This is a genomic window from Bradyrhizobium sp. SZCCT0148, from assembly GCF_018129985.1.
GTDB lineage: Bacteria > Pseudomonadota > Alphaproteobacteria > Rhizobiales > Xanthobacteraceae > Bradyrhizobium > Bradyrhizobium japonicum_H.
In genome coordinates, this window is record NZ_JAFCKT010000022.1 from 33,651 (window position 1) to 54,859 (window position 21,209).

Genomic DNA, 21,209 nt, shown 5'->3' on the forward strand with positions numbered 1-21,209 from the left:
TTGGATGCGCGAATGGACCATGAAAAGGTCAACATTCTCCTCGTCGACGACCAGCCGGCTAAGCTGCTCGCCTATGAGGTGATATTGAAGGAACTCGGCGAGAACCTCGTGATCGCCTCGTCCGGCCGTGAGGCGCTGGAGGTGCTGCTCAAGACCGAGATCGCGGTGATCCTGGTCGACGTCTGCATGCCCGAGCTCGACGGCTTCGAGCTCGCCGCGATGATCCGCGAGCATCCGCGCTTCCAAAAGACCGCCATGATCTTCATCTCCGCCATCCAGGTCAGCGACCTCGACCGCCTGCGCGGCTACGAGATGGGCGCGGTCGACTACGTTCCGGTGCCGGTCGTGCCGGAGGTGCTGCGCGCCAAGATCAAGGTGTTTGCCGAGCTCTACCGCAAGACCCGCGAGCTCGAACGGCTGAATCACGAGCTTGAGGACCGCGTCCGCGCACGCACGGCAGAATTGGAAAACTCCACCGCGAAGCTGCGCGAAAGCGAGCAGCGGCGCAGCATGGCGATCGCCGCCGGCAAGATGGGTTCCTGGGATTGGGACTGGATCAGCGGCGACTGGATGTGGGACGAGGGGCAATATCGCATCTTTGGCGTCAGCCCCGACAGCTTCGCGGTCAACCCGGCCAACGTTCAGGCGCTGCTGCATCCCGATGACGTCGAGCAGTTGCGCAAGGCGATTGCCGAATTCAACAAGGGCACGCGGGCCTATGAGACCGAGTTCCGCATCCTGCGGCCCGATGGAGAGGTGCGCTGGTGCGTGGGCACAGCAGCAGCAACAGTGGACGACAGCGGTCGCGTCGTGCGGGTGAGCGGCGTCACCGTGGACATCACCGAACGCAAGCGTGCCGAGGAACGGCAGAATCTGCTGGCCCGAGAAGTCGATCATCGTGCCAAGAACGCGCTGGCGCTGGCGCAATCGATCGTGCGCCTCACCCGCGCCGACGAGGTCAAGGCCTATGTCAGCGCCGTCGAAGGACGCATCAATGCGCTGGCGCGCGTGCACACCATCCTGTCGCTGTCGAGCTGGCAAGGCGCCGAGCTTTCCAGACTGATCGATGAGGAGCTTGCACCCTATTCGCTCGGTGGCCAGATCGTGTTGGCGGGTCCGGAGGTGCAGTTGATGCCGACGACGGCCCAGACCCTGGCGCTTGCGCTGCACGAGCTCTTCACCAACTCGGCCAAGTATGGCGCCCTCTCTACCAGGTCGGGACGGCTCGCGATTGGCTGGCAAGTCGAGGACCAAAGGCTGACGCTGAACTGGGAAGAAACCGGCGGTCCACTCGTCATGCCCCCGAAATCTCGCGGCTTCGGCACGCGGAGCCTGCTTGCGAGCGTCGAGTCCCAGCTCGGTGGACAAGCACAATTCGATTGGCGAGCCGAGGGATTGTTGTGCCGTCTGGAGGTGCCGCTGACACGCAAGACAGCGGCAACCGTCCCCGGAAAATTCGACCCCGCAAGCGCGTCCGAATTGCAACGCGCCTCGGGCTAGAGCACGATGCGATCAGGATGAAGCGTCATCGCGCTTCAGGTTGGCTTTTGCGTATGATCTTCGGATAACCGCTGCACAGCTGTCCGGATCGTGCCTTAGCCCGACGCCACCATCCTCGATTGCCGCTGCGGCAGCGCTTCCTCGGCGACGCGTCCTTCGAGCCAAGCTTCCGTCCGAGCGAGATCGCGTAGCGCCGTCGCGTAGCGGCGGGCCGCACTTCGCTCCGCGCCGCGTGGCAGTTTGCGGGCCTTGCGCAGCATATCCGCTGCCGCGTTGCGATAGGCCAGCGAGCGGTAAAGAAACACGACCTTACCCATAGCGAATGTTCCCGTTTCGAATGTACCCGTTGTGCTGGTGCTCATCATCGTCAATCCGGCATGAACGTCGGATGAAGCCGACCACGACAATCCTTCTTCCGTTTGGAACCGGTGAATATCGCCCGCGTTGGCATGACAATTCGGGATGCGGTTCCCATGCGCTCAAGAAAGTCTTCCGACTTGATCTCCCCCGCCGGCCTCATCAAGCTGATGATGCATGCGTTGATGGGCGCAGCCCTCGGCCTCACCTTCGGCCTTACGCTGATCTTGTCCAATCCGGCCGTCGCCAGCTTGCTAGATCACAGCGGAACCCACGCCGCCATCGTCGTCGCCCTCGCATTGGTGACGACTTTCGCGATCGGCGCCACACTCACCGGCGCTGTGTTCATCCTCGTGGAGGACAAGCAAACTTGAAGCGTCCGTGACCTGCGGGAGATATGCTGGTCGGAACTCCTTCGCCGAATAGCGGTTGGCTGCCTGCGTCAATTTAACTCAGGAGTTCCCCGTATGACAAGGACGAAGCTCGTTCTCACCGCGTTGTTGGCCACCGGCCTTGCCGCTGCGCCGCTCGCCGCACAGGCCAAGTCGCACAAGGCGAAACACGGATCATCGATGTCGTCCTCGCAGACCACCGGCGCCAACACCAAGTCCTCGAAGGGCGCGGATCCCTCCGGCCAGGGCGGTTCCGGTCCCGGCTCGGACCAGGGCGGCACCATGACCAACCAGAACGGCAAGGGCATGACCAATACCAAGTAGGCCCAGACCGACCAGGTCAACAAAAGCCCCGCGGCGACGCGGGGCTTTTTCGTTGAGGCGAGCATCTGCCACTCAGGCAGCGTTGCGCTGCACGTGACGGCCCTCCTTCACTTCCTCGATGATCTTGGCGCTGAACGCTTCCAGGTCACCGGGATTGCGCGAGGTGATGATGCCCTGGTCGACGACCACCGCAGAATCTTCCCATGCCGCGCCGGCATTGATGACATCGGTCTTGATGGACTTGTAGGACGTCATCTTGCGACCCTTGGCGATGCCCGTCTCGATCAGCAGCCACGGCGCATGACAGACGGCGGCAACGACCTTCTTCGCATTGAAGATATCCTTGATGAAGGACAATGCCTTCGGCTCGAGGCGAAGCAGGTCGGGGTTGATCTGTCCGCCCGGCAACACCAGGGCGTCGTAGTCGCTGCTGGAGGCCTGGTCCAGCGTCTTGTCGACGGTCACCGGCCGCCCCCAATCCTTCTTGTCCCAGCCCTTGATCTCGCCGGCTTCAAGCGAGATCACGTGAACCGTTGCGCCGGCCTGTTTCAGACGTTCGCGCGGCACTTCCAGTTCCGACTGCTCGAAACCGTGCGTCGCGAGAATCGCGATGGTCTTGCCTTTGATATCCATGGAACGCTCCATTGCTGTGTCAGGAGCCCGGTCAATCGGCCCATCACGCTTCCGTTCCGAGCACTGGCGCAGCTCACGGGGATGTGCGGCCGACCTCGACGGCTGCTTGAGCGTACGCGGCAGAGGCCGATCCGGCGCGTCGCTTGCGCTCACGCGTCGGATGTCAGGGTCTTGACGGCCGCCCGTGGAGTTCGTCTTCACGAGATGGTCGAGCTGCGCCCGCTTGCGTCCGAGCAGAACTTGAGCCGCAGCATCATCGAGACCGGCGCGCTGCAATTGCCGGATGGCGGAGCCCAGTTCGAGAATCTCGGCGCGCAACTTCAGGGTCCGGTAAGCGTCCGGATCTTCTTCCACGGCGCAATCCCCCAAAGGTTCAGCGCCGGGTGCGCGCGCGCTCGGGATTGCCGGCTGTCTTTACAAGACGAAGACGCACCCGATCGCGGACGTCAGGCAGGACACCGCCGCCGCCGGCAGCCTTCCATTCCCCGATCAGCAGGTCGACTTTCCGGCGCAGATCCATCTGCGCCTGGGCCTGTTGGGCGCAATCGCGATCGCCGTTGATAAGATCGCGCACTGACGCCTCGACGCCGGCCATTTCAAGCCTCAAGGCGCTGATTTTACGTCGAATTTCATTAATTCTGTTGTCCATGACTTGTTAGAACAAAATAAGAACATATAGTCAAGGCACGATTTTCAGGAGGGAGAAGCGCCATGCAGGTTCAAGGCAGATACGACGCCAGGGTTTTCCTCACGGAGCAGATGACGCGGACGCAGGGGCTGAGGTTGAAGCGGTTGAGCGAAGAAGCCTATCAACCCGCACAATATGCGCGCGATCTATCCTTCAGCGAGGCGGCTCGGCGCATCCAAGTGCTGGAAGCCGAGATCGAGCTCGCGAATTCGTTTTAGGCTGCGTCGTGCATTTGCAACGTTTGAAGATGCGTTTTCGGAACCATGCCCCTGTCGAGAGGTTTTTCCGGCCAAGGGAGAATATGCATGGCACGCAAGGCAAAGAAACGCCGCTACTCACCCAGCTCCGGCAGCGATGTCGAAAGCGAGATGCGCCGCTACAAGAAGGGCACCGCTAAGAGCGGTCCCAAAGGCCGTGGCGGTCGCGTGAAGAGCCGCAAGCAGGCAATCGCAATCGGACTGTCGAAGGCACGCAAGAAGGGCAAGAAGGTCCCGAAGAAGGCTGCCAGGACGTCTTCCAAAAAAACGTCCAAGAAAAGGACGGCCAAAAAGACGACAACCAGGAAGACAACGAAGAAATCGTCAAAGCGCAAATCGAGCAAGCGCTGAGGTCGATCCGTCTCAGATCATGCTGCCCGGCATGAAGCAGCGGATCGAAACCCCGAACGCGGTCTTCACCGGCCACACCATGGTGCGGCCGGCACGGTTCGGCTCGGTGATGACGGCCTCATCCGGTACCTCGATCCACTCGCCGTCCAGACGCACGCGATAATGACCGTTATGGGACTCCCAGTCGGGATCGGCGACGGCAAACCCATCCGCATCCGAGCAGCACGGACCGAGGTGGCTGCGCAAACCGTCGAACCATGGCTTCAGCGGCGAATCCGCGTAGCGCCCGTCGTCCCGCCCGAGGGCGTTTCCGCCCCAGAGCACGAATGGCGCCACCAGCAGCGCACTCCTAAGCGAGAGCTTCAATCGATCCATGTCGGCACCGATCAATGCGAACCAGCGGCCTCTCGTGTGAGCGGCGGCAGGTTCCGGGGGTCCACGCTCGCCTGAACCTGGCGGCGTCATTGCCGTCAAGCCTTCAGCAACTTCAAAGTGTGATGAGTGAACACGGCTTTTTCGGACGAACCGGGTCATCATCGCTGCAGTTAACGAGAATGTTATCGATCGCATCCCGGCAAGCCTGAAGCGAACGGAAACGGAAAAGGCGGCCACACGGGCCGCCTTTCTTGTTCAATGCCGACCGACGTTCGCCTCAGGCGAACGGTACCGCGACGAACCGGGTCGCCTGCGCGTTTTTGACCTGCAACAGCACGCTGCGCTTGCCGGACGATTTGGCCTGCGCCAGCTCGGAGCGGACATCGCCGACATTGGCGACGGCCTTGCCGCCGACATTGAGGATGACGTCGCCGGTCTGGATGCCGCGCTGCGCCGCCGGCCCTTGCGGATCGACCTCGGTGACGACGACGCCCTTCTGGCCGGCGCCTTGGACGTCACCGGCCGGAGCCAGCGCAAGTCCGAGGCGCGGAGTGCCGGAGCCCGGCTGTTCCTTGCCAACATCGGCCTTGGCCTGCTGTTCGTTCGGCAACTCGCCGAGCGCCAGCGTAACCGTCTTGCTGTCGCCCTTATGGAAGAGGTCGAGCTTCACCGAACTGCCAGGCGCAAGGGTCGCGATCGTGCGGGCAAGGTCTCGCGAATCCTTGACCGCCGTACCGTTGACGGAGGTGATGACGTCACCCGCCTCGATGCCGGCCTTCGCCGCCGGGCTGCCGTCCTGCGGGTTGTCCACGATGGCACCGCGCGCCTCCTTCAGCCCGAGGCTGTCGGCGATCTCGGCGGTGACCGGCTGCACCTGCACGCCGAGCCAGCCACGGGTCACCGCGCCCTTGTCCTTTAACTGCGCGACGACGAGCTTTGCGGTCGAGGCCGGAATGTCGAAGCCGATGCCGACCGAACCGCCCGAAGGCGAGAAGATCGCGGTGTTCACGCCGATCACGTTGCCGGTCATGTCGAAGGCCGGGCCGCCGGAATTGCCCTTGTTGATGGGCGCATCGATCTGGATGAAGTCGTCATAGGGACCGTTGCCGATGTCGCGGCCACTGGCCGAAACGATGCCGGCAGTCACGGTGCCGCCGAGGCCGAAGGGATTGCCGACCGCAACCACCCAGTCGCCGATGCGCGGCTTCTGGTCGGAGAATTTGACGAAGGGAAAATCCTTCTTGCCGTCGACCTTGATCAGCGCGAGATCGGTCTTCGGATCGGTGCCGACCACCTTGGCCGTGTAGCTGGTGCCGTCATCCATGGTCACTTGCACCGACTCGGCGTGGTCCACGACGTGGTTGTTGGTGACAGCATAGCCGTCGGCGGAGATGAAGAAGCCGGAGCCTTCGCCCGTGATCATCTGATGGCGCTGGCGCGGCATGCCGTTCATGCCGCCCGGGCCGCGGAACCCGAACTGCCGGGAGAACTGGTCGCCCGGAGAATCCTCGTCCTGATCCATCCGGTTCTGCTGCAGCATCGCGCTCTTGTCGTTGTCCTGGTCGATCTTGACCCGCACCGAGATGACGGCCGGCTTGACCTTGCTGACGAGATCACCGAAGCCCGGCGGAGTCGTTGCGGATTCCGCGGCCTGGGCCGGCGCGATGAAGGAGTTCGGACCGAACGGCAAAGAGCCGGGAGAAGCCGCCAGCACCGCCACGCCGAGCGCGGCGACGGTGCCGAGCAGCGCCAGCCGGCGCGGCCTCAAGATCCTGCGGGACGTCGGGATGTCGGAATTGACGCGATCGTTCATGTCGAAATGTCCATGTTGGGTAAGGTGTCGCCTTGACTCCAACATGGCCCTCGCCACCTTACGACGTCCCGTCCGTCCGATTAAATCTTGGCAAAGGACTCGCGCCACCCCGCGGAACATCGCCGCCCGCACATTTGATGCAGCTCAACGCGCGTCCTTCGGACGGTGAAAAACTGCGGCCACCGGATGATGTCCCTCGGAGGCGTGCCATGTACAAAGACATTCTTGTCCACATCCCCACCGAACGCCCCATGCGTTCCGCGATCGACGGCTCGATTTCGCTCGCGGCACAGTTCAACGCCCATCTCGACGCGGTCGCGGTCGGCTATGTCGCAACCAGTGCGGCCTACGTGATGGAGGGCGGCGCCGCGGTCGCGGCCGTGTTCGAACTGGAGCGTGAGCGCGCTGTCGAGCGGGCCGAAGCCGCGCTCGCGGTGTTTGGCATCGAAGCGGCGAACGCCGGCGTCTCCTACGCCTGCCGCGCGCTCGGCGCGATCCCTGCGGATGCAGCCGGCTCGCTCGGCGAGATGGCGCGACTGCACGACCTCAGCGTCGTGCTCCAGCCTGATCCCGCGCAGGGCTCGTTCGACAACGACGTCCCGCGCGAGATCCTGTTCCAGGCAGGCGGTCCGGTGTTGTTCCTGCCCTACACATTCCATGGAGCTTTCAAGGCAAGCAGGATCGGCATCTGCTGGGACGGCAGCCGCCTCGCGGCCCGCGCCGTGCGCGACGCCGCACCGTTCCTGGCGCGTGCCGACGAGATCGTGATCATCACCATCAACGAGGCCAAGGCCGTGTCCGACGAAGCGTCAGCGAGCAACCTCGCAAGACATCTCGGCCGGCGCGGATTGTCGACCCGCACGGTCAGCATGTCGGCGAGCCGCGCCGACATCCAGCCGACCATTCTGTCGCTGGCGGCCGACGAGGCGCTCGATCTGCTGGTGATGGGCGGCTACGGCCATTCGCGCTTGCAGGAGCGCATTCTCGGCGGCGTCACCCGCGCCACGCTGGAAGCCATGACGGTCCCGACGCTGATGTCGCATTGAGACCAACAGGCGCCGTCACGCTGCGACCGGGGTCTCCCACGTCGCGGGCACGCCGGCGTCCTCATTGTGTGGCGCGTTGCACACGTCGAAATGCGCCTTGAGCTCGACCTCGGCGAGATGTTCGAAATGTTCGGCCTGGCCGAGGAGCTCCCAGGTCTGAAGCGGGCGGTAAGCCGCCTGCTGACGGCAGAGTGATGCCAGCGCCCGGTAGCGACGTACGTTCTCCATGAGACCCTCCCTCGCATTCACTGGGCTTATTGCCCGGATTTGCGTCAGGCCTATGGCGGTTGTGCAAAAGATTTTCTGCGCCCAGCGCGCGCTTCGCCTCGGCCTATTATTAGGAAATATATATCCGACCCAAAGTTCCAAATTCGTGCCGATTGACGCCCGGGGGTGCCCGGACCCGTCGGCTAGGCGTAGAGCCGGCGCTCCACTGTCACGCCGACCAGGTCGAGATAGCGCTCGATCAAGTCGGGCCGGCCGACCAGATAGCCCTGCATCTCCTCGCAGGCCTCCCGCGCCAGGAAGGCACGCTGCGCTTCCGTTTCCACCCCCTCGGCAATGACCGGAATGTTCAGGGCGTGCGCGAGGCTCAGCACCGCGCGGACGATCTCGGCCGATTGCGGCGTCGCCTCGAGATTGGAGATGAAGCTGCGATCGATCTTGATCTTGTCGAACGGGAACGACTGGAGATAGGACAGCGAGGAATAGCCGGTGCCGAAATCGTCCATCGCGATGCGGATGCCGAGCGCCTTCAGCCGTCGCAACAAATTGAGGGCGCGGGTAAAATCACCGATCAGCACGCCCTCGGTGATCTCGACCTCGAGCCGCGTCGGCGCAAGCCCGGTCTCCAGCAGGATCTGGTGGATCGAACGTTCGAGATCGCCGGCCTGGAACTGAACCGGCGACAAATTGACGGCGACCTGCAGCGGCCGCGGCCAGGATGCCGCCTCGCGGCACGCTTCGCGCAAGACCCATTCGCCGATCTGGACGATCAGCCCGTTCTCCTCGGCGAGCGGAATGAACTGGTCCGGCGGTACGAAGCCCCGCGTCGGGTGATTCCAGCGCAGCAGAACCTCGAAGCCGATCACTTCGCCATCCACCCGCGCCTGCGGCTGGAAGTAGACCAGGAACTGGTTCAGCTCCAGCGCCTGTCGCAGATCGTGCTGCAACAGCCTGCGGTCGCGCAGCTCCTGATCCATCTCGGATTCGAAGACGCGGACGCGCCCACGGCCCTCGCGCTTGGCGCGGTAGAGCGCTGAATCGGCATTGGCGAGCAGCGTGGCGGCATTCACGCCGTCATCCGGATAAAACGCGATCCCGACGCTGAGGCCGACATGGGGAAGATAGTCGTCGACCTCGAGCTCCTTGCCGATCGTCTCGACCAGCCGTTCGGCGAGCACCAGGGCGTCATCGCGGCTGATATCGTCGGGCATCAGGATCATGAACTCGTCGCCGCCGATACGGGCGACGAAGGCACCGTCGGCCTCCGCGGCAAGCCGGTCGGCCGCCGCCCGCATCAGCATGTCGCCGACCGGATGGCCGAACACGTCGTTGACCTCCTTGAAGCGGTCGAGATCGAGGCTGAGCACGGCAAAACTGGTTGCCGCCTCCTGCGCCCGCTCCAACCGCTCGCCGAGTGCGGCATTGAAGGCGCTGCGGTTCGGCAGGTCGGTCAACGCGTCATGATGCGCAAGATGGCTGATCCGCGCCTCGTTCGTGATCCTCTCGGTGACATCCTCGATCACGCCGACCAGATATTGCGGCGCGCCGCTGCCGTCCCTGACCAGCAGCTTGCGCGAATTGACCAGACGATCGTGGCCCTTCACGCCGATTTCGAGCAGCTGGCCCTCCAGGAACATCGGCGTGCCGCTGTCGACGACGCGGCGATCCTGCTCGTTGACGACGCGAGCGATATGGTCCGGAAAAATCTGCTGCGGAGTCTTGCCCAGCATCGCCTCGCGCGGCATGCCGTAATACTCCTCGCCTGCGCGATTGAGCAGGACGTAGCGGGAATCCTTGGCATCCTTGGCGAATACCGCGATCGGGATGTTCTCGATGATGCTGTCGAGGAATTCGCGCGCGCGCCGCAGATCCTGTTCGGCGCGCTTGTGCGTCTGCTCGAGTTCCTCGATCATCAGCTTGATCGCACGGTCGGTGCGGCGGCGATCGCGATCGCCCTCCTCGTAGGCCGCACTGACGAGCTCGCCTAGCTTGGTCAGGTCGACCTGTCCGGATTCATCCGTCGACTGGCGAATCTGTCGTGCGATCAGCCGGTGCATGGTCAAGCTGCCGCCTCCGCGATGACGGTCACGGTCATGGTCTGGTTGTGCAGCTCGCAGCGGCCGGACGCGGCCGGCGGGGCGATCTCGCCGTAGGAGTAGAATCCGATCCGGACGAAATCCTCGCCCAGTTCGGCGGCAACGGCGTCCAGCTCGTCCTGCGTGCGCTGTCCCATCACCCTGCGGCGACCGGTACAGCTCACCAAGATGGCAAGCTTGTCGCCGGCAACGTTCTCCGCGAGCGCGCTGCGCGCCTGCCTGCCCGCTTCGCCGGCACCGGCGGCGAGACTGTCGAAATTGGCCCGCATCAATTGCGCAGTGCATCCTTCCGGGATGTCAGCCGCGAACGTCAGGGTGCCGGCATTGCGATCCACCGCGAACACCGAGCGCACGATCTGCCGTTCCGGCTCCGCTTCGTCGTGAATGCGCAAGGGAAACGCCAGACCCGAACCGGGCATCGCCTCGGCCTCTTCCTCGCCGAGATAGCGGGTGTAGAGGTCCAGCGGCGGCTCCCGTCGAGCTCCACGACCACGGATCCTTCCGACTTCGTCACCCTTCGACGCGGACCGAACACATCCCAGCCGCCGGCACAGCCATGCGCGAAACGGAACGAAGCGCCGTAGAATGCGATTGCGGCGACGCGGTTCGGCGTCGGCTCGGCGTCAGCTCCGACAACCGTCTGTTCAAACCGGGTGCCGTCGCCGGCGAGCCCGCCGGTAACCGGCAAATCCGGTCCCAGAACCTCCGTGATTCCGGCAAGCAGTGCGCCACCGTTCACGGCCAATCCGTCGGACAGGACAAACAGACCCGCCAGATCGGCCGCCTGCGCCTGGCGGGCCAAGCGCGCGCCGCAGGCCTTTGACGCATCGCGGGCTTCGACGACCTCTTGCACCAACCGCACCTGCGTATGGGCGAAACGCAGGGCGACCGCGATGACTTCGTCATCGCAGATGTCGTCGCCATGGATTTGTCCGCCGGTGCTGCAGCCGACGATATGACTTTCGGGATAGAGTCCGCGCAGTTCGCGATAGCGTTGGCCGTCCACCAGTTGCTCACAGCTGCCGAAATAGAGCACGAGTTGGGGAAGCTCCCGGAGGGCTTCCGCTCCGCGCCAGCCATGGGCAGCATTCCAGTGAATATATTGAATTTGCATCCCGCGCTCTCTGCAGCTCTTGAACCACAGATTGTGGAGCGGCGCATTGCGTCGCCGTTAATTGCACGTGTCCTTCGGCACCGTTGGTTACCCCGTCATGAAAGGTATTGTCGGGTTGCGCAGGATTCTCCGTAGGAACCCGGAGAGAAATACGTCCGATGAGACGATCGACACCTCGGCCCAGTCGCTTTGGCAATGCCCTACGTAATCTACCGGATGCGCGCGCTGTCGCCGAGGCGCATCGGCTGCACGGCATTTTCTTGCCGCTTCGGAACTCGGCCCCTCTCGGCGGCGGTCCGAATGGCCGCAATGTTTGCGGCATATTCGGCAACGCTCTTGCCGCGAAACACCGCGGAACCCGCCACCAGCGTATCGGCGCCCGCGGCGGCCACGGCAGCGGCATTGTCGCGCGTGACCCCGCCGTCAACCTCGAGCCGGATCGGCCGATCGCCGATCATGGCCTTGATCCGCTCGATCTTCGCGAGCTGGGATTGCAGGAACGACTGGCCGCCGAAGCCGGGATTGACCGTCATCACCAGCACGAGGTCGAGACGATCGAGCACATATTCGATCGCACTCTCGGGCGTGGACGGGCACAGGCTGACACCGGCCTTCTTGCCGAGCGCGCGGATGGCCTGAAGCGAACGATCGAGATGAGCGCCGGCTTCGGCATGAACGGTGATGACGTCGGCCCCCGCCTTCGCGAACGCTTCGAGGTAGGGATCAACAGGCGCGATCATGAGGTGCACGTCGAACATCTTCCTTGTCGACGGCCTGATCGCCTTGATGACATCGGCGCCAAAGCTGATGTTCGGCACGAAATGTCCGTCCATGACATCGCAGTGGATCCAGTCGGCGCCGGCGGTGTCGATCGCCGCGATCTCCTCGCCGAGGCGCGCGAAATCCGCGGCCAGGATCGAGGGAGCGATGATGATCTCCCCGGTCATGGCTGTGTGCTCTTCGCGTCGGCCCCACCGCTGAAGACACGGCTCGCCAGCACGTCCATGGGATCGATGGTTTCGAGATCCGCGACATCGAGCATGCGATCGAGATCGGACACCAGACGATCGGCCTGCCGCAGGCGGATGCGGTCGACCGCGTTGCGGATCGAGCGCGCGTTGGAGAAAAAGGGCTGGGTCCGGCGCAGATCGATGTACCTTTCGAAGGCATCACGGGCTGCCGGGGAAAAGCGATAGCCACGCTCCTTGAGCATCAGTTCGGCGATCACCAGCAATTCCGCCTCCGAATAGTCCGGGAATTCAATGTGATGGGCAATGCGGGAACGAAAGCCGGGATTGGAGCCGAAAAAGGTCGTCATCCGTTCGCGATAGCCCGCAAGGATGACGACGAGATCTTCGCGCTGGTTCTCCATGACCTGAAGCAGGATCTCGATGGCCTCCTGTCCGTAATCGCGCTCGTTGTCGGGGCGATGCAGATAGTAGGCCTCGTCAATGAACAGCACGCCGCCCATCGCCTTCTTCAGGATCTCCTTGGTCTTCGGCGCGGTGTGGCCGATATACTGACCGACGAGATCGTCGCGCGTCACCGAGATCACCTGCCCGCGCCGCACGAAGCCGAGGCCGTGCAGGATCTTCGCCATGCGCAGCGCGACCGTGGTCTTGCCGGTACCGGGATTGCCCGTGAACGACATATGCAGCGTCGGCGGTGCGGAGGCCAGGCCTGCACGCTGCCGAATGCGCTCGATCAGCAGCAGCGAAGCGATCTGGCGCACGCGGTCCTTGACCGGCCGCAGACCAATCAGCTCCTGATCGAGTTGCTGCAACGTTGCGATGATTCCGGCCGATTCGGCTTCCTTGCGGAGATCGAACGCGGTCTCGGTGGTCGTGGTATTAGGCACATCCAGCATCGGCGCCTCGAATAAAAGGGCTTCGCCGCGGGGTGGCGGCGAAGCAGTTGTCCGCCAAGGATCTGGAGCAACAAGGCTCCGCGCGGAGACGAATGACTATTGCGGCACGTGCGCGACGTTCTTTCGGATGGTGCTGTAGCGGATCGCGCGCCCGCCGATCTCCTGCCGCACCAGTTCGAATTCCGCCTCCTGCGGTGGCCGGTTGACCAGGAAGGAGATGCGCACCGATTCCCAGCCATGGCTGGAATCAAAACCGCTGAGGCGGATGTAGCGATCGCCATACACGCGGCGGCATTCGGCGAGTTCCATCATCACGCCGGCGGCATCCTGGAGATCGAACATCGGCAGGCCCCACATCTCCCAATAGGTGTTGCGGGGGTGCGGGTCGTCGGTGAACTCGATGTTCACCGCCCAGCCGTTGGCGAGGCAATACTGCACCTGCTTGGTGATCTGGTCATCGGTGAGATCAGGCAGGAACGAGAAGCAGCCCTGGGTCAGTTTCATGATGTCGTCTCCTCAAACGGTTTCCAGCGCGGTCGGCACGAAGTCCGGAGTGTCCGTGGACTGATAGTTGAAGCTGACGTCCTTCCAGACCTCGAGCGCGGCCTTCAGCGGCGTGCAGGTCTCGGCCGCCCTGGCCAGGATCTCCGGACCTTCGTGGACGTAGTCTCGCCCCTCGTTGCGCGCGAGGATCATCGCCTCCAGCGCCACCCGGTTTGCGATTGCACCGGCCGCGATCCCCATGGGATGACCGATGGTACCACCGCCGAACTGCAGCACGACGTCCTCGCCGAGGTGATCGAGCAACTGGTGCATCTGGCCGGCATGGATCCCGCCCGAGGCGACTGGCATCATTTTGTTGAGGCTCGCCCACGACTGGTCGAAGAACAGGCCATGCTCGAGCTTGGTCGCATTAAACTCCTCGCGGCAGACGTCGTAGTAGCCGCGCGTAGTGAGCGGGTCGCCCTCAAGCTTGCCGACCACGGTGCCGGCGTGGATGTGGTCAACACCGGCGAGTCGCATCCATTTGGCGATCACGCGGAACGACACGCCGTGGATCTTCTGCCGCGTATAGGTCGAGTGACCGGCGCGGTGAAGATGCAGGATCATGTCGTTGCGCCGCGCCCATTTCGCCATCGACTGGATCGCGGTGTATCCGATCACGAGGTCGATCATGATGATGACCGAACCGAGCTCCTTGGCAAACTCGGCGCGCTCGTACATGTCCTCCATGGTCGCGGCGGTGACGTTCAGATAGGTCCCCTTCACTTCGCCGGAGGCGGCCTGCGCGCGGTTCACCGCCTCCATGCAATAGAGGAAGCGGTCGCGCCAGTGCATGAAGGGCTGCGAGTTGATGTTCTCGTCGTCCTTGGTGAAATCGAGCCCGCCCTTGAGCGCCTCGTAGACCACGCGGCCGTAGTTGCGCCCCGAGAGCCCGAGCTTCGGCTTCACGGTCGCACCGAGCAGAGGCCGGCCGAACTTGTCCAGCCGCTCGCGCTCGACCACGATGCCGGTCGCGGGTCCCTGGAACGTCTTCACATAGGCGACCGGGAAGCGCATGTCCTCCAGGCGAAGGGCCTTGAGCGGCTTGAAGCCGAACACGTTGCCGATGATCGAGGCCGAGAGGTTGGCGATCGAGCCCGGCTCGAACAGGTCGAGGTCATAGGCGATGTAGGCGAAATATGAGCCCGGCGCGCCCGGCACCGGATCGACGCGGTAACATTTCGCGCGATATTTCTCCGCGGCCGTGAGCCGATCGGTCCACACCACGGTCCAGGTCGCGGTCGAGGATTCACCGGCAACAGCGGCGGATGCCTCGATCGGGTCGACTCCCTCCTGCGGAGTGACGCGGAACAGTGCGATGACATCCGTGTCTTTTGGCGTGTATTCGGGCTCCCAATAACCCATGCGTGCGTATTCCATCGTGCCCGATCGATAGCGCTCTTTGCCGCGGACGGTTCCTGCATGTGCATTCATGGCTCTCTCCTGCTCTTCTCTCTCTCTGAATGATCTAGGCCGCGACCGGCTCACGCGTGCCGATGCGCGGATCGAGTTCACCGACGCGATATCGCCGCGCCATTTCGCTCATCGGAATCACCTTGATCTTGCCGGCGTGGCCCGCCGTGCCGAACTGCTCGAACCGATCGCGGCAGAGCTCGCGCATCGCGTCCATCGCAGGCTTCAGGAACTTGCGCGGGTCGAACTCGGAACGCGTTTGCGCGGCGACTTTCCGGAACACCGCCGTCATTGCGAGGCGGCAGTCGGTGTCGATATTGACCTTGCGCACGCCGCTCTTGATGCCACGGACGATTTCCTCGACCGGCACGCCCCAGGTCTGGGGCATCTCGCCGCCGAACTGGTTGAACATGTCCTGCAGTGGCTGCGGCACCGACGAGGAGCCGTGCATCACCAGATGCGTATTCGGCAGCCTGCGGTGGATTTCCTCGACCACCCGCATCGCCAGGATGTCGCCATCCGGCTTGCGGCTGAACTTGTAGGCGCCGTGCGAAGTGCCCATCGCGATGGCGAGCGCATCGACCTTGGTGGCACGGACGAAGTCGACCGCCTGATCAGGATCGGTCAGGAGCTGGTCGTGGCTGACCTTGCCCTCGACGCCGTGGCCGTCCTCCTGCTCGCCGCCGCCATGTTCCAGCGAGCCGAGCACGCCGAGTTCGCCTTCGACGGAGGCGCCGACCCAGTGGGCGAGATCGACCACGCGGCGGGTGATCGCGACGTTGTACTCGTAATCGGCTGCGGTCTTGGCATCGGCCTCGAGCGAGCCGTCCATCATGACGGAGGTGAAGCCGTGGGCGATGGCGGAGGCGCAGGTCGCCTCGTCGTTACCGTGGTCCTGGTGCATGCAGAGTGGAATGTCCGGATAGGTCCGCTCCAGCGCGTCGATCATGTGCGAGAGCATGAGATCGCCGGCATAGCTGCGCGCGCCGCGCGAGGCCTGGATGATGACGGGCGCATCGACCTCGGCCGCCGCCTGCATGATCGCGATTCCCTGCTCCATGTTGTTGATGTTGAACGCCGGCACCGCGTAGCCGTGGCCGGCTGCGTGGTCGAGCAGTTGCCTGAGGGTGATACGTGCCACGAATGGTCCTCCTTAATGTCGCTTGCGCGCGATTGCCCGTCGGGCGGCCTCCGCAATGCTTTGCGGTGTGATGCCGAATTCGCGGTACAGCACGGGTGCCGGCGCCGAGGCGCCGAATCCGCGCATGCCGACGAACTCGCCGTCAGCGCCGATCCAGCGCGACCAATCGCCCTGTACGGCTGCCTCGACACCGACGCGCGGCGCGTTGCCGAGCACGGTGGCGCGGTATTCGTCGGGCTGTTCCTCGAACAGGGCGAAGCAAGGTGCGGACACGACGGCTGCGCGGATGTGCTCGGTTGCGAGCAGGCGGGCGGATTCCAATGCGATCGACACCTCCGAGCCCGTCGCGATCAGCGTCACATCGCGGCCGCCGTCCGGCGAGACGACGAGATAGGCGCCGCGGGAGACCCGGTTTTTGCCGCGCGCATCGCTGCGGAAAGTCGGCAAGGCCTGACGCGAGAGGCACAGCACGGAGGGGCGGTCTTCGGAATTAAGCGCGCAGTCCCAGGCTTCCAGCGTCTCCACGGCGTCGGCGGGGCGGAACACCAGGAGGTTCGGGATCACCCGCAGCGCCGCCAGATGCTCGACCGGCTGGTGCGTCGGGCCGTCCTCGCCGAGCCCGATGGAATCGTGGGTCATCACATGGATGACGCGCAACCGCATCAGGGCCGCAAGACGGATCGCCGGCCGGCTGTAATCCGAGAACGCGAGGAAGGTGCCCCCGTAAGGGATGAAGCCGCCGTGTAGCGCAAGGCCGTTCATCGCGGCGGCCATGCCGTGCTCGCGAATGCCATAGTGAATGTAGTCACCGGCGAACGCCCCGCGCTTGACCGGGGCTTGCACCTTGGCGTGCGTGAGGTTCGAATGCGTGAGGTCCGCGGAGCCGCCGACCAGGCCGGCGATCGTCCCGGCGATGCCGTCGAGCACCTGTTGCGAGGCTTGCCGGGTCGCGAGCTTCGGACGCTCGGACGCAAAGCGTTCGCGCAATTTTGCCGCGGCCAGCGCATAGGCGGCCGGCAGGCCAACCGCCTTGCCTTCGACGAACATGTCGCGCTGCTCGGGCGTCGCGCCTTCATAGCGATCGAGCCAGGCCAGCCGGTCCACCTGCCCGCGTTGCCCGATCATCCGCCATGCCTTGAGGATCGGGATCGGAACAACGAAGGGCTGGTAGTCCCAGCCGAGCGTGCGGCGGGCGGCCGCGGCCTGCTCGGTCCCGAGCGGGGCACCATGCGCCTTCTCGGTGCCCTGTCTATCGGGCGCGCCGTAGCCGATGATGGTGCGGCAGGCGATCAGCGACGGCTTTGCGGTCTCCCGCTCCTCTGCGATCGCCTGCGCGATCGCTTCGGGATCGTGTCCGTCGATGCTGCGCACCGACCAGCCGGAAGCGGCGAAACGCGCGAGCTGGTCGTCGGAGGTTGCCAGCGAGGTCGGCCCGTCGATCGAGATGCCGTTGTCGTCGAACAGCACGATCAGACGGCCGAGCTGAAGATGGCCGGCAAGCGAGATCGCCTCCTGGCTGATGCCTTCCATCAGGCAGCCGTCGCCGGCGATCACATAGGTGAAATGATCGACGAGCCCGTCGCCATGCCGCGCATTGCCCATCCGCTCGGCGAGCGCCATGCCGACGGCAGTCGCGATGCCCTGCCCCAGCGGCCCGGTCGTCATCTCGACGCCCGGCGTGTGACCGTATTCCGGATGACCCGGCGTCTTGGAGCCCCATTGCCGGAAAGCCTTGATGTCGCCGAGGCTGACATCGCCGCCCGTCAGATGCAGCAGCGCGTAGAGCAGCATGGAGCCATGGCCCGCCGACAGCACGAAGCGGTCGCGATCCGGCCAATTCGGATGCGCCGAGTCGAACTTCAGGAAGCGGGAGAACAGCACGGTGGCGACATCGGCCATGCCCATCGGCAGGCCGGGATGGCCCGACTGCGAGGTCTCGATGGCGTCGACCGCAAGGAAGCGGACGGCGTTGGCGAGATTGTTGTGGCTGACCGCGTAGAGGTCGGCTTCGGCGTGGACGGAGATGTTCATCGAAGTCTCCCCTCGTTCACTTCAGATTTCGCTTGCGCTCGATCAACTGCATGATCAGCGGCGTCAGGATCAGTTGCATCGCGAGATCGAGCTTCGCGCCCGGACACACGATCGAGTTCGCGCGCGACATCCAGCTCTGCGGCAGCATCGACAGCAAATAGGGGAAATCGATGCCACGCGGGTTCCTGAAACGGATCACGACCATCGATTCGTCCGGCGTCGGGATCCAGCGCGCAACGAACGGATTGGAGGTGTCGACCGTCGGCACGCGCTGGAAGTTGATGTCGGTCTCGGAAAATTGCGGGCAGATGTAGTGGATGTAATCGGGCATCCGCCGCAGGATGGTGTCGGTGACGGCCTCGGTCGAATAACCGCGCGCACTGCGGTCGCGGTGCAGCTTCTGGATCCATTCGAGATTGATCACCGGCACGACGCCGATCTTGAGGTCGGCATAGCGGGCGACGTTGACCTTGTCGGTGACGACGGCACCGTGGAGGCCTTCGTAGAACAGCAGGTCGGAATTCTCCGGCAGCTTCTTCCAATCGGTGAAAGTACCGGGCGCCGTGCCATGTAGCGCCGATTCCTCGGCGTCGTGGACATAGTGCCGCGTCACTGCCGTGCCGGTCTCGCCATAGTCGCGGAACGCGCGCTCCAGCTCCTCGAACAGATTGGTCTCGGGGCTGAAATGGCTGAAATGCTTGTTGCCGCGATCGGCCTCCTTGGCCATCTGCGCGCGCATCTCGGCGCGGTCGTAACGGTGGAACGCGTCACCCTCGATGTAGGCGGCATTGACCTTCTCGCGGAAGAATATCTGCTCGAAGGTCTTCTTGACCGAGGTGGTACCGGCGCCGGAGGAACCGGTGATGGAGATGATGGGATGCTTCCTGGACATGCGAGGCCTCGTTCAGATGCGGAAGAATCCACGCCGCGCGAACAGCGGCGATGAGCCGCTAGCCACCAGCAGCGGGTCGCAATGCAGCTCCTCGAGCCGCCGCACCTCCCTGCTCGATCCCATGATCAGCGGCACGCGCTGGTGCAGGTTCTGCGCCGCGAGGTCGAGGATTCGCTCGCGTCCCGTCGTGGCGGAGCCGCCGGCCTGCTCGATGATCATCGCCATCGGATGCGCCTCGTAAGTCAGCCGCAGGCGGCCGTCGCCGTAGCCGGGGCGCGCATCCGAGGGATAGAGGAAGACGCCGCCGCGGGTGAGAATGCGATAAGCCTCGGCGACCAGCGAGCCGATCCAGCGCATGTTGAAGTCGTGGTTTGCAGGCCCTTCGACGCCCGCGAGGCACTCGTCGACGAAGGCGCGCACCGGCAGATCCCAGTGCCGGCGGTTCGACATGTTGATCGCGAGCTCCTCGCTCGCCTCGGCAATCTGCGCGCCGCAGCGTGCGAGGCGGAAGCAGCCGGTCCTGCGGTCGAGCGTGAAGATGTCGACGCCCTCGCCGAGCGTCAGCACCAGGGAGGTCTGCGGGCCGTAGGTCACGAAGCCCGCCGCAAGCTGCGCGGTGCCGCGCTGGTGGAAGGCGAGCGACAGGTCATCGGGAGCGGGAAGGATCGAGAAGATCGTGCCGACCGTCATGTTGATGTCGATGTTGGAGGAGCCGTCGAGCGGATCGATCGCGATGCAGATGCGGCCTTCGCGGTCGCCAATCTGGGCCTCGCGCATCTCTTCCGAGGCGAGCGCTGCGATCGGCAGCTTGTTGAGGCAGCGGCGCAGGATCGCATCCGCCTGCACGTCGAGATCGCGCTGGACGTCGCCGTCGCTGTTGCGGCCGGTGGTCAGGCCTGAGGCGTCCGCGAGATCTCCGGTAGCGATCAGGTCGGCGATCTCGATCGCCGCTGCCGCGATTGCATCGACCGCGGCCGCCACGGCCAGCGCGTAAGGCGCGGTCTCGGAATACCGTTGCAGGTGGTCGTCCAGCCTGAGTTGCCCGGTCATCAGCGTCCATCCCCGTCGCCGGCGCCGCATCCAGTTCCCTCCGCTTGGGAGGTCGGTACGGTCAGTCCCGGCATCAGGAGATTGACAGGGGCAGCTTAATAAGGAAAATTTCTAATCGTAATGAGTGTCAAAGAAATCTCTTATAATGGTCCGAGCCACGCGACCGCCCAGCTCCGGCATCTGACGATCCGGCAGCTGCGCTCGCTCGCGGCGCTCTCGGCCAAGGGCAGCGTGACGGCGGCATCCGGCCATCTCGGGCTGACCCAGCCGGCCGTGACCCAGCAGCTGCGGCAACTTCAGGACCTCGCCGGCCTGCCGCTGGTGCAGCGGACCGGCGACGGGATGCTGCTGACGGCGGCCGGCAAGCAAGTGCTGACGCTGGCCGAACGGGTCGAGGCCGCCATCATGGACTGTCAGGGCGCGCTCGACCTGCTCGCCGGACGGACCGGCGGCAGCGTGCATCTCGGCGCGGTCTCGACCGCGAAATATTTCGTGCCGCATGCGATCGCGGCGTTCTCCAAGCGGCATCCCAAGATCGAGATCAAGCTCACCATCGGCAATCGCCAGGAGATCCGCGAGGCCATGCACGGCTACGACCTCGATTTCGCGGTAATGGGTCGGCCACCGGCCGACGTCACCGTCGACGTCCGCCAGCTCGGGCGCAATCCGCACATCATCGTCGCGCGCAAGGGGCACTGGCTGGAGAACGATTCCGGCCTCAACCTGACCGACCTCGTCCACGAGACCTTCCTCACCCGCGAACCCGGATCGGGCACGCGGACGCTGATGGAGGGCATGTTCCAGAAGTCCGACCTCGAGCCGATCGTCGGCATGGAGATGAGCAGCAACGAGACCATCAAGCAGGCCGTGATCGCCGGGCTCGGCATCGCCTTCATCTCGGCCCACACGGTCGCGCACGAGCTCGCAGAGGGCCGGCTCGTCGTGCTCGACGTCGCGGGCCTGCCGATCGTGCGGCAATGGTATGTGATCCGGCGCAGCGACAAGGTGCTGCTGCCGCCGGCGCAGGCGATGTTCGATTTTCTGGGCTCGGAAGGGTCGAACTATCTGCCCGACGTTCCCGACTTCGGCGCGCGATAGCCG

General features: G+C 64.3%; 24 protein-coding genes. 7 read left to right on the plus strand and 17 right to left on the minus strand.

The genetic code is table 11. The annotated features are described in order from the left end of the window. The first annotated feature begins 12 nt into the window (after positions 1 to 12). Positions 13 to 1,500, plus strand: a complete 1,488-nt coding sequence (locus JQ580_RS31870) for an HWE histidine kinase domain-containing protein (RefSeq protein WP_212285030.1) — start codon at positions 13 to 15, stop codon at positions 1,498 to 1,500. Between the two features lie 95 nt (positions 1,501 to 1,595). Here JQ580_RS31870 and JQ580_RS31875 read toward each other — a convergent pair whose 3' ends face one another. After that, on the minus strand, positions 1,596 to 1,865 hold the full coding sequence (locus JQ580_RS31875; protein ID WP_249134586.1) for a hypothetical protein: 270 nt from the start codon (positions 1,863 to 1,865) through the stop codon (positions 1,596 to 1,598). Positions 1,866 to 1,973: 108 nt separating this feature from the next. Between JQ580_RS31875 and JQ580_RS31880 the strand changes: the two genes are divergently transcribed. Both JQ580_RS31880 and JQ580_RS31885 read left to right on the plus strand, forming a co-directional pair. After that, the gene (locus tag JQ580_RS31880; RefSeq protein WP_212285084.1) at positions 1,974 to 2,231 is read left to right on the plus strand and encodes a hypothetical protein; all 258 of its coding nucleotides are present in this window, start codon (positions 1,974 to 1,976) and stop codon (positions 2,229 to 2,231) included. A gap of 93 nt (positions 2,232 to 2,324) precedes the next feature. Then, complete coding sequence (locus tag JQ580_RS31885) at positions 2,325 to 2,573, plus strand: hypothetical protein (RefSeq protein ID WP_212285032.1); 249 nt, start codon at positions 2,325 to 2,327, stop codon at positions 2,571 to 2,573. 72 nt (positions 2,574 to 2,645) lie between these two features. Here the strand turns inward: JQ580_RS31885 and JQ580_RS31890 are convergent, their stop codons facing one another. Next, positions 2,646 to 3,206 carry a type 1 glutamine amidotransferase domain-containing protein gene (locus tag JQ580_RS31890; RefSeq protein ID WP_212285034.1) on the minus strand — a complete coding sequence of 187 codons (561 nt, stop codon included), beginning with the start codon at positions 3,204 to 3,206 and terminating at the stop codon, positions 2,646 to 2,648. A gap of 373 nt (positions 3,207 to 3,579) precedes the next feature. After that, positions 3,580 to 3,801 (minus strand): hypothetical protein, encoded by a 222-nt coding sequence (locus tag JQ580_RS31895; RefSeq protein WP_212285086.1) that lies wholly within the window; start codon positions 3,799 to 3,801, stop codon positions 3,580 to 3,582. Between the two features lie 116 nt (positions 3,802 to 3,917). On the opposite strand from JQ580_RS31895, the gene JQ580_RS31900 reads away from it, so the two are divergent. Both JQ580_RS31900 and JQ580_RS31905 read left to right on the plus strand, forming a co-directional pair. Continuing rightward, entirely contained in the window at positions 3,918 to 4,112 is a 195-nt protein-coding gene (locus tag JQ580_RS31900) for a DUF3072 domain-containing protein (RefSeq protein ID WP_212285036.1), read from the plus strand. Positions 4,113 to 4,199: 87 nt separating this feature from the next. After that, positions 4,200 to 4,502, plus strand: coding sequence for a DUF6496 domain-containing protein (locus tag JQ580_RS31905; RefSeq protein ID WP_212285088.1), 303 nt, complete (start codon positions 4,200 to 4,202; stop codon positions 4,500 to 4,502). Positions 4,503 to 4,514: 12 nt separating this feature from the next. Here the strand turns inward: JQ580_RS31905 and JQ580_RS31910 are convergent, their stop codons facing one another. Together JQ580_RS31910 and JQ580_RS31915 are read right to left on the minus strand one after the other, a co-directional pair. After that, on the minus strand, positions 4,515 to 4,877 hold the full coding sequence (locus JQ580_RS31910; protein ID WP_162407063.1) for a hypothetical protein: 363 nt from the start codon (positions 4,875 to 4,877) through the stop codon (positions 4,515 to 4,517). 277 nt (positions 4,878 to 5,154) lie between these two features. Then, on the minus strand, positions 5,155 to 6,690 hold the full coding sequence (locus JQ580_RS31915) for a Do family serine endopeptidase (protein ID WP_212285038.1): 1,536 nt from the start codon (positions 6,688 to 6,690) through the stop codon (positions 5,155 to 5,157). Between the two features lie 209 nt (positions 6,691 to 6,899). Between JQ580_RS31915 and JQ580_RS31920 the strand changes: the two genes are divergently transcribed. Further along, positions 6,900 to 7,736 (plus strand): universal stress protein, encoded by an 837-nt coding sequence (locus tag JQ580_RS31920; protein WP_212285039.1) that lies wholly within the window; start codon positions 6,900 to 6,902, stop codon positions 7,734 to 7,736. A gap of 15 nt (positions 7,737 to 7,751) precedes the next feature. On the opposite strand, the gene JQ580_RS31925 is transcribed toward JQ580_RS31920, so the two are convergent. The 12 genes from JQ580_RS31925 to JQ580_RS31980 all read right to left on the minus strand — a co-directional run bounded on the left by JQ580_RS31925 (position 7,752) and on the right by JQ580_RS31980 (position 20,108). Then, positions 7,752 to 7,964: a hypothetical protein gene (locus JQ580_RS31925; protein WP_212285041.1), complete on the minus strand. Its 213-nt coding sequence runs from the start codon at positions 7,962 to 7,964 to the stop codon at positions 7,752 to 7,754. A 182-nt stretch (positions 7,965 to 8,146) separates the two neighbouring features. After that, a complete protein-coding gene (locus JQ580_RS31930) occupies positions 8,147 to 10,018 on the minus strand; it encodes a putative bifunctional diguanylate cyclase/phosphodiesterase (protein WP_249134592.1) in 1,872 nt (623 codons plus the stop codon). Positions 10,019 to 10,020: 2 nt separating this feature from the next. Then, the gene (locus JQ580_RS31935; protein WP_249134587.1) at positions 10,021 to 10,476 is read right to left on the minus strand and encodes an FIST C-terminal domain-containing protein; all 456 of its coding nucleotides are present in this window, start codon (positions 10,474 to 10,476) and stop codon (positions 10,021 to 10,023) included. Then, positions 10,368 to 11,171 (minus strand): FIST signal transduction protein, encoded by an 804-nt coding sequence (locus JQ580_RS31940; protein ID WP_212285047.1) that lies wholly within the window; start codon positions 11,169 to 11,171, stop codon positions 10,368 to 10,370. The genes JQ580_RS31935 and JQ580_RS31940 overlap by 109 nt, the downstream gene beginning before the upstream one ends. Before the next feature lie 209 nt (positions 11,172 to 11,380). Continuing rightward, a complete protein-coding gene (gene rpe, locus JQ580_RS31945) occupies positions 11,381 to 12,118 on the minus strand; it encodes a ribulose-phosphate 3-epimerase (RefSeq protein ID WP_212285049.1) in 738 nt (245 codons plus the stop codon). Continuing rightward, positions 12,115 to 13,038 carry a CbbX protein gene (gene cbbX / locus JQ580_RS31950; protein ID WP_212285051.1) on the minus strand — a complete coding sequence of 308 codons (924 nt, stop codon included), beginning with the start codon at positions 13,036 to 13,038 and terminating at the stop codon, positions 12,115 to 12,117. Before cbbX ends, rpe begins: the two co-directional genes overlap by 4 nt. 96 nt (positions 13,039 to 13,134) lie before the next feature. Then, positions 13,135 to 13,542 carry a ribulose bisphosphate carboxylase small subunit gene (locus JQ580_RS31955; protein WP_212285053.1) on the minus strand — a complete coding sequence of 136 codons (408 nt, stop codon included), beginning with the start codon at positions 13,540 to 13,542 and terminating at the stop codon, positions 13,135 to 13,137. A gap of 12 nt (positions 13,543 to 13,554) precedes the next feature. Next, positions 13,555 to 15,015, minus strand: a complete 1,461-nt coding sequence (locus tag JQ580_RS31960; RefSeq protein WP_212285055.1) for a form I ribulose bisphosphate carboxylase large subunit — start codon at positions 15,013 to 15,015, stop codon at positions 13,555 to 13,557. A gap of 34 nt (positions 15,016 to 15,049) precedes the next feature. Continuing rightward, the gene (fba, locus tag JQ580_RS31965) at positions 15,050 to 16,135 is read right to left on the minus strand and encodes a class II fructose-bisphosphate aldolase (protein WP_212285056.1); all 1,086 of its coding nucleotides are present in this window, start codon (positions 16,133 to 16,135) and stop codon (positions 15,050 to 15,052) included. 12 nt (positions 16,136 to 16,147) lie between these two features. Further along, positions 16,148 to 18,166, minus strand: coding sequence for a transketolase (tkt, locus tag JQ580_RS31970; RefSeq protein WP_212285057.1), 2,019 nt, complete (start codon positions 18,164 to 18,166; stop codon positions 16,148 to 16,150). A 16-nt stretch (positions 18,167 to 18,182) separates the two neighbouring features. After that, the gene (locus tag JQ580_RS31975; RefSeq protein WP_212285059.1) at positions 18,183 to 19,058 is read right to left on the minus strand and encodes a phosphoribulokinase; all 876 of its coding nucleotides are present in this window, start codon (positions 19,056 to 19,058) and stop codon (positions 18,183 to 18,185) included. A 12-nt stretch (positions 19,059 to 19,070) separates the two neighbouring features. Continuing rightward, on the minus strand, positions 19,071 to 20,108 hold the full coding sequence (locus tag JQ580_RS31980) for a class 1 fructose-bisphosphatase (RefSeq protein WP_212285061.1): 1,038 nt from the start codon (positions 20,106 to 20,108) through the stop codon (positions 19,071 to 19,073). Positions 20,109 to 20,228: 120 nt separating this feature from the next. Here JQ580_RS31980 and JQ580_RS31985 point away from each other — a divergent pair, with 120 nt between their 5' ends. Further along, positions 20,229 to 21,206, plus strand: coding sequence for a LysR family transcriptional regulator (locus JQ580_RS31985; protein WP_212285063.1), 978 nt, complete (start codon positions 20,229 to 20,231; stop codon positions 21,204 to 21,206). Positions 21,207 to 21,209 lie beyond the last annotated feature (3 nt).

Coding starts and splice junctions, on each gene's coding strand:
- JQ580_RS31870 (WP_212285030.1), top strand. CDS start 13: ATGGACCATGAAAAGGTCAACATTCTCCTCGTCGACGACCAGCCGGCT.
- JQ580_RS31875 (WP_249134586.1), bottom strand. CDS start 1,865: ATGATGAGCACCAGCACAACGGGTACATTCGAAACGGGAACATTCGCT.
- JQ580_RS31880 (WP_212285084.1), top strand. CDS start 1,974: ATGCGCTCAAGAAAGTCTTCCGACTTGATCTCCCCCGCCGGCCTCATC.
- JQ580_RS31885 (WP_212285032.1), top strand. CDS start 2,325: ATGACAAGGACGAAGCTCGTTCTCACCGCGTTGTTGGCCACCGGCCTT.
- JQ580_RS31890 (WP_212285034.1), bottom strand. CDS start 3,206: ATGGATATCAAAGGCAAGACCATCGCGATTCTCGCGACGCACGGTTTC.
- JQ580_RS31895 (WP_212285086.1), bottom strand. CDS start 3,801: ATGGCCGGCGTCGAGGCGTCAGTGCGCGATCTTATCAACGGCGATCGC.
- JQ580_RS31900 (WP_212285036.1), top strand. CDS start 3,918: ATGCAGGTTCAAGGCAGATACGACGCCAGGGTTTTCCTCACGGAGCAG.
- JQ580_RS31905 (WP_212285088.1), top strand. CDS start 4,200: ATGGCACGCAAGGCAAAGAAACGCCGCTACTCACCCAGCTCCGGCAGC.
- JQ580_RS31910 (WP_162407063.1), bottom strand. CDS start 4,877: ATGGATCGATTGAAGCTCTCGCTTAGGAGTGCGCTGCTGGTGGCGCCA.
- JQ580_RS31915 (WP_212285038.1), bottom strand. CDS start 6,690: ATGAACGATCGCGTCAATTCCGACATCCCGACGTCCCGCAGGATCTTG.
- JQ580_RS31920 (WP_212285039.1), top strand. CDS start 6,900: ATGTACAAAGACATTCTTGTCCACATCCCCACCGAACGCCCCATGCGT.
- JQ580_RS31925 (WP_212285041.1), bottom strand. CDS start 7,964: ATGGAGAACGTACGTCGCTACCGGGCGCTGGCATCACTCTGCCGTCAG.
- JQ580_RS31930 (WP_249134592.1), bottom strand. CDS start 10,018: ATGCACCGGCTGATCGCACGACAGATTCGCCAGTCGACGGATGAATCC.
- JQ580_RS31935 (WP_249134587.1), bottom strand. CDS start 10,476: ATGCCCGGTTCGGGTCTGGCGTTTCCCTTGCGCATTCACGACGAAGCG.
- JQ580_RS31940 (WP_212285047.1), bottom strand. CDS start 11,171: ATGCAAATTCAATATATTCACTGGAATGCTGCCCATGGCTGGCGCGGA.
- rpe (WP_212285049.1), bottom strand. CDS start 12,118: ATGACCGGGGAGATCATCATCGCTCCCTCGATCCTGGCCGCGGATTTC.
- cbbX (WP_212285051.1), bottom strand. CDS start 13,038: ATGCTGGATGTGCCTAATACCACGACCACCGAGACCGCGTTCGATCTC.
- JQ580_RS31955 (WP_212285053.1), bottom strand. CDS start 13,542: ATGAAACTGACCCAGGGCTGCTTCTCGTTCCTGCCTGATCTCACCGAT.
- JQ580_RS31960 (WP_212285055.1), bottom strand. CDS start 15,015: ATGAATGCACATGCAGGAACCGTCCGCGGCAAAGAGCGCTATCGATCG.
- tkt (WP_212285057.1), bottom strand. CDS start 18,166: ATGAACATCTCCGTCCACGCCGAAGCCGACCTCTACGCGGTCAGCCAC.
- JQ580_RS31975 (WP_212285059.1), bottom strand. CDS start 19,058: ATGTCCAGGAAGCATCCCATCATCTCCATCACCGGTTCCTCCGGCGCC.
- JQ580_RS31980 (WP_212285061.1), bottom strand. CDS start 20,108: ATGACCGGGCAACTCAGGCTGGACGACCACCTGCAACGGTATTCCGAG.
- JQ580_RS31985 (WP_212285063.1), top strand. CDS start 20,229: ATGAGTGTCAAAGAAATCTCTTATAATGGTCCGAGCCACGCGACCGCC.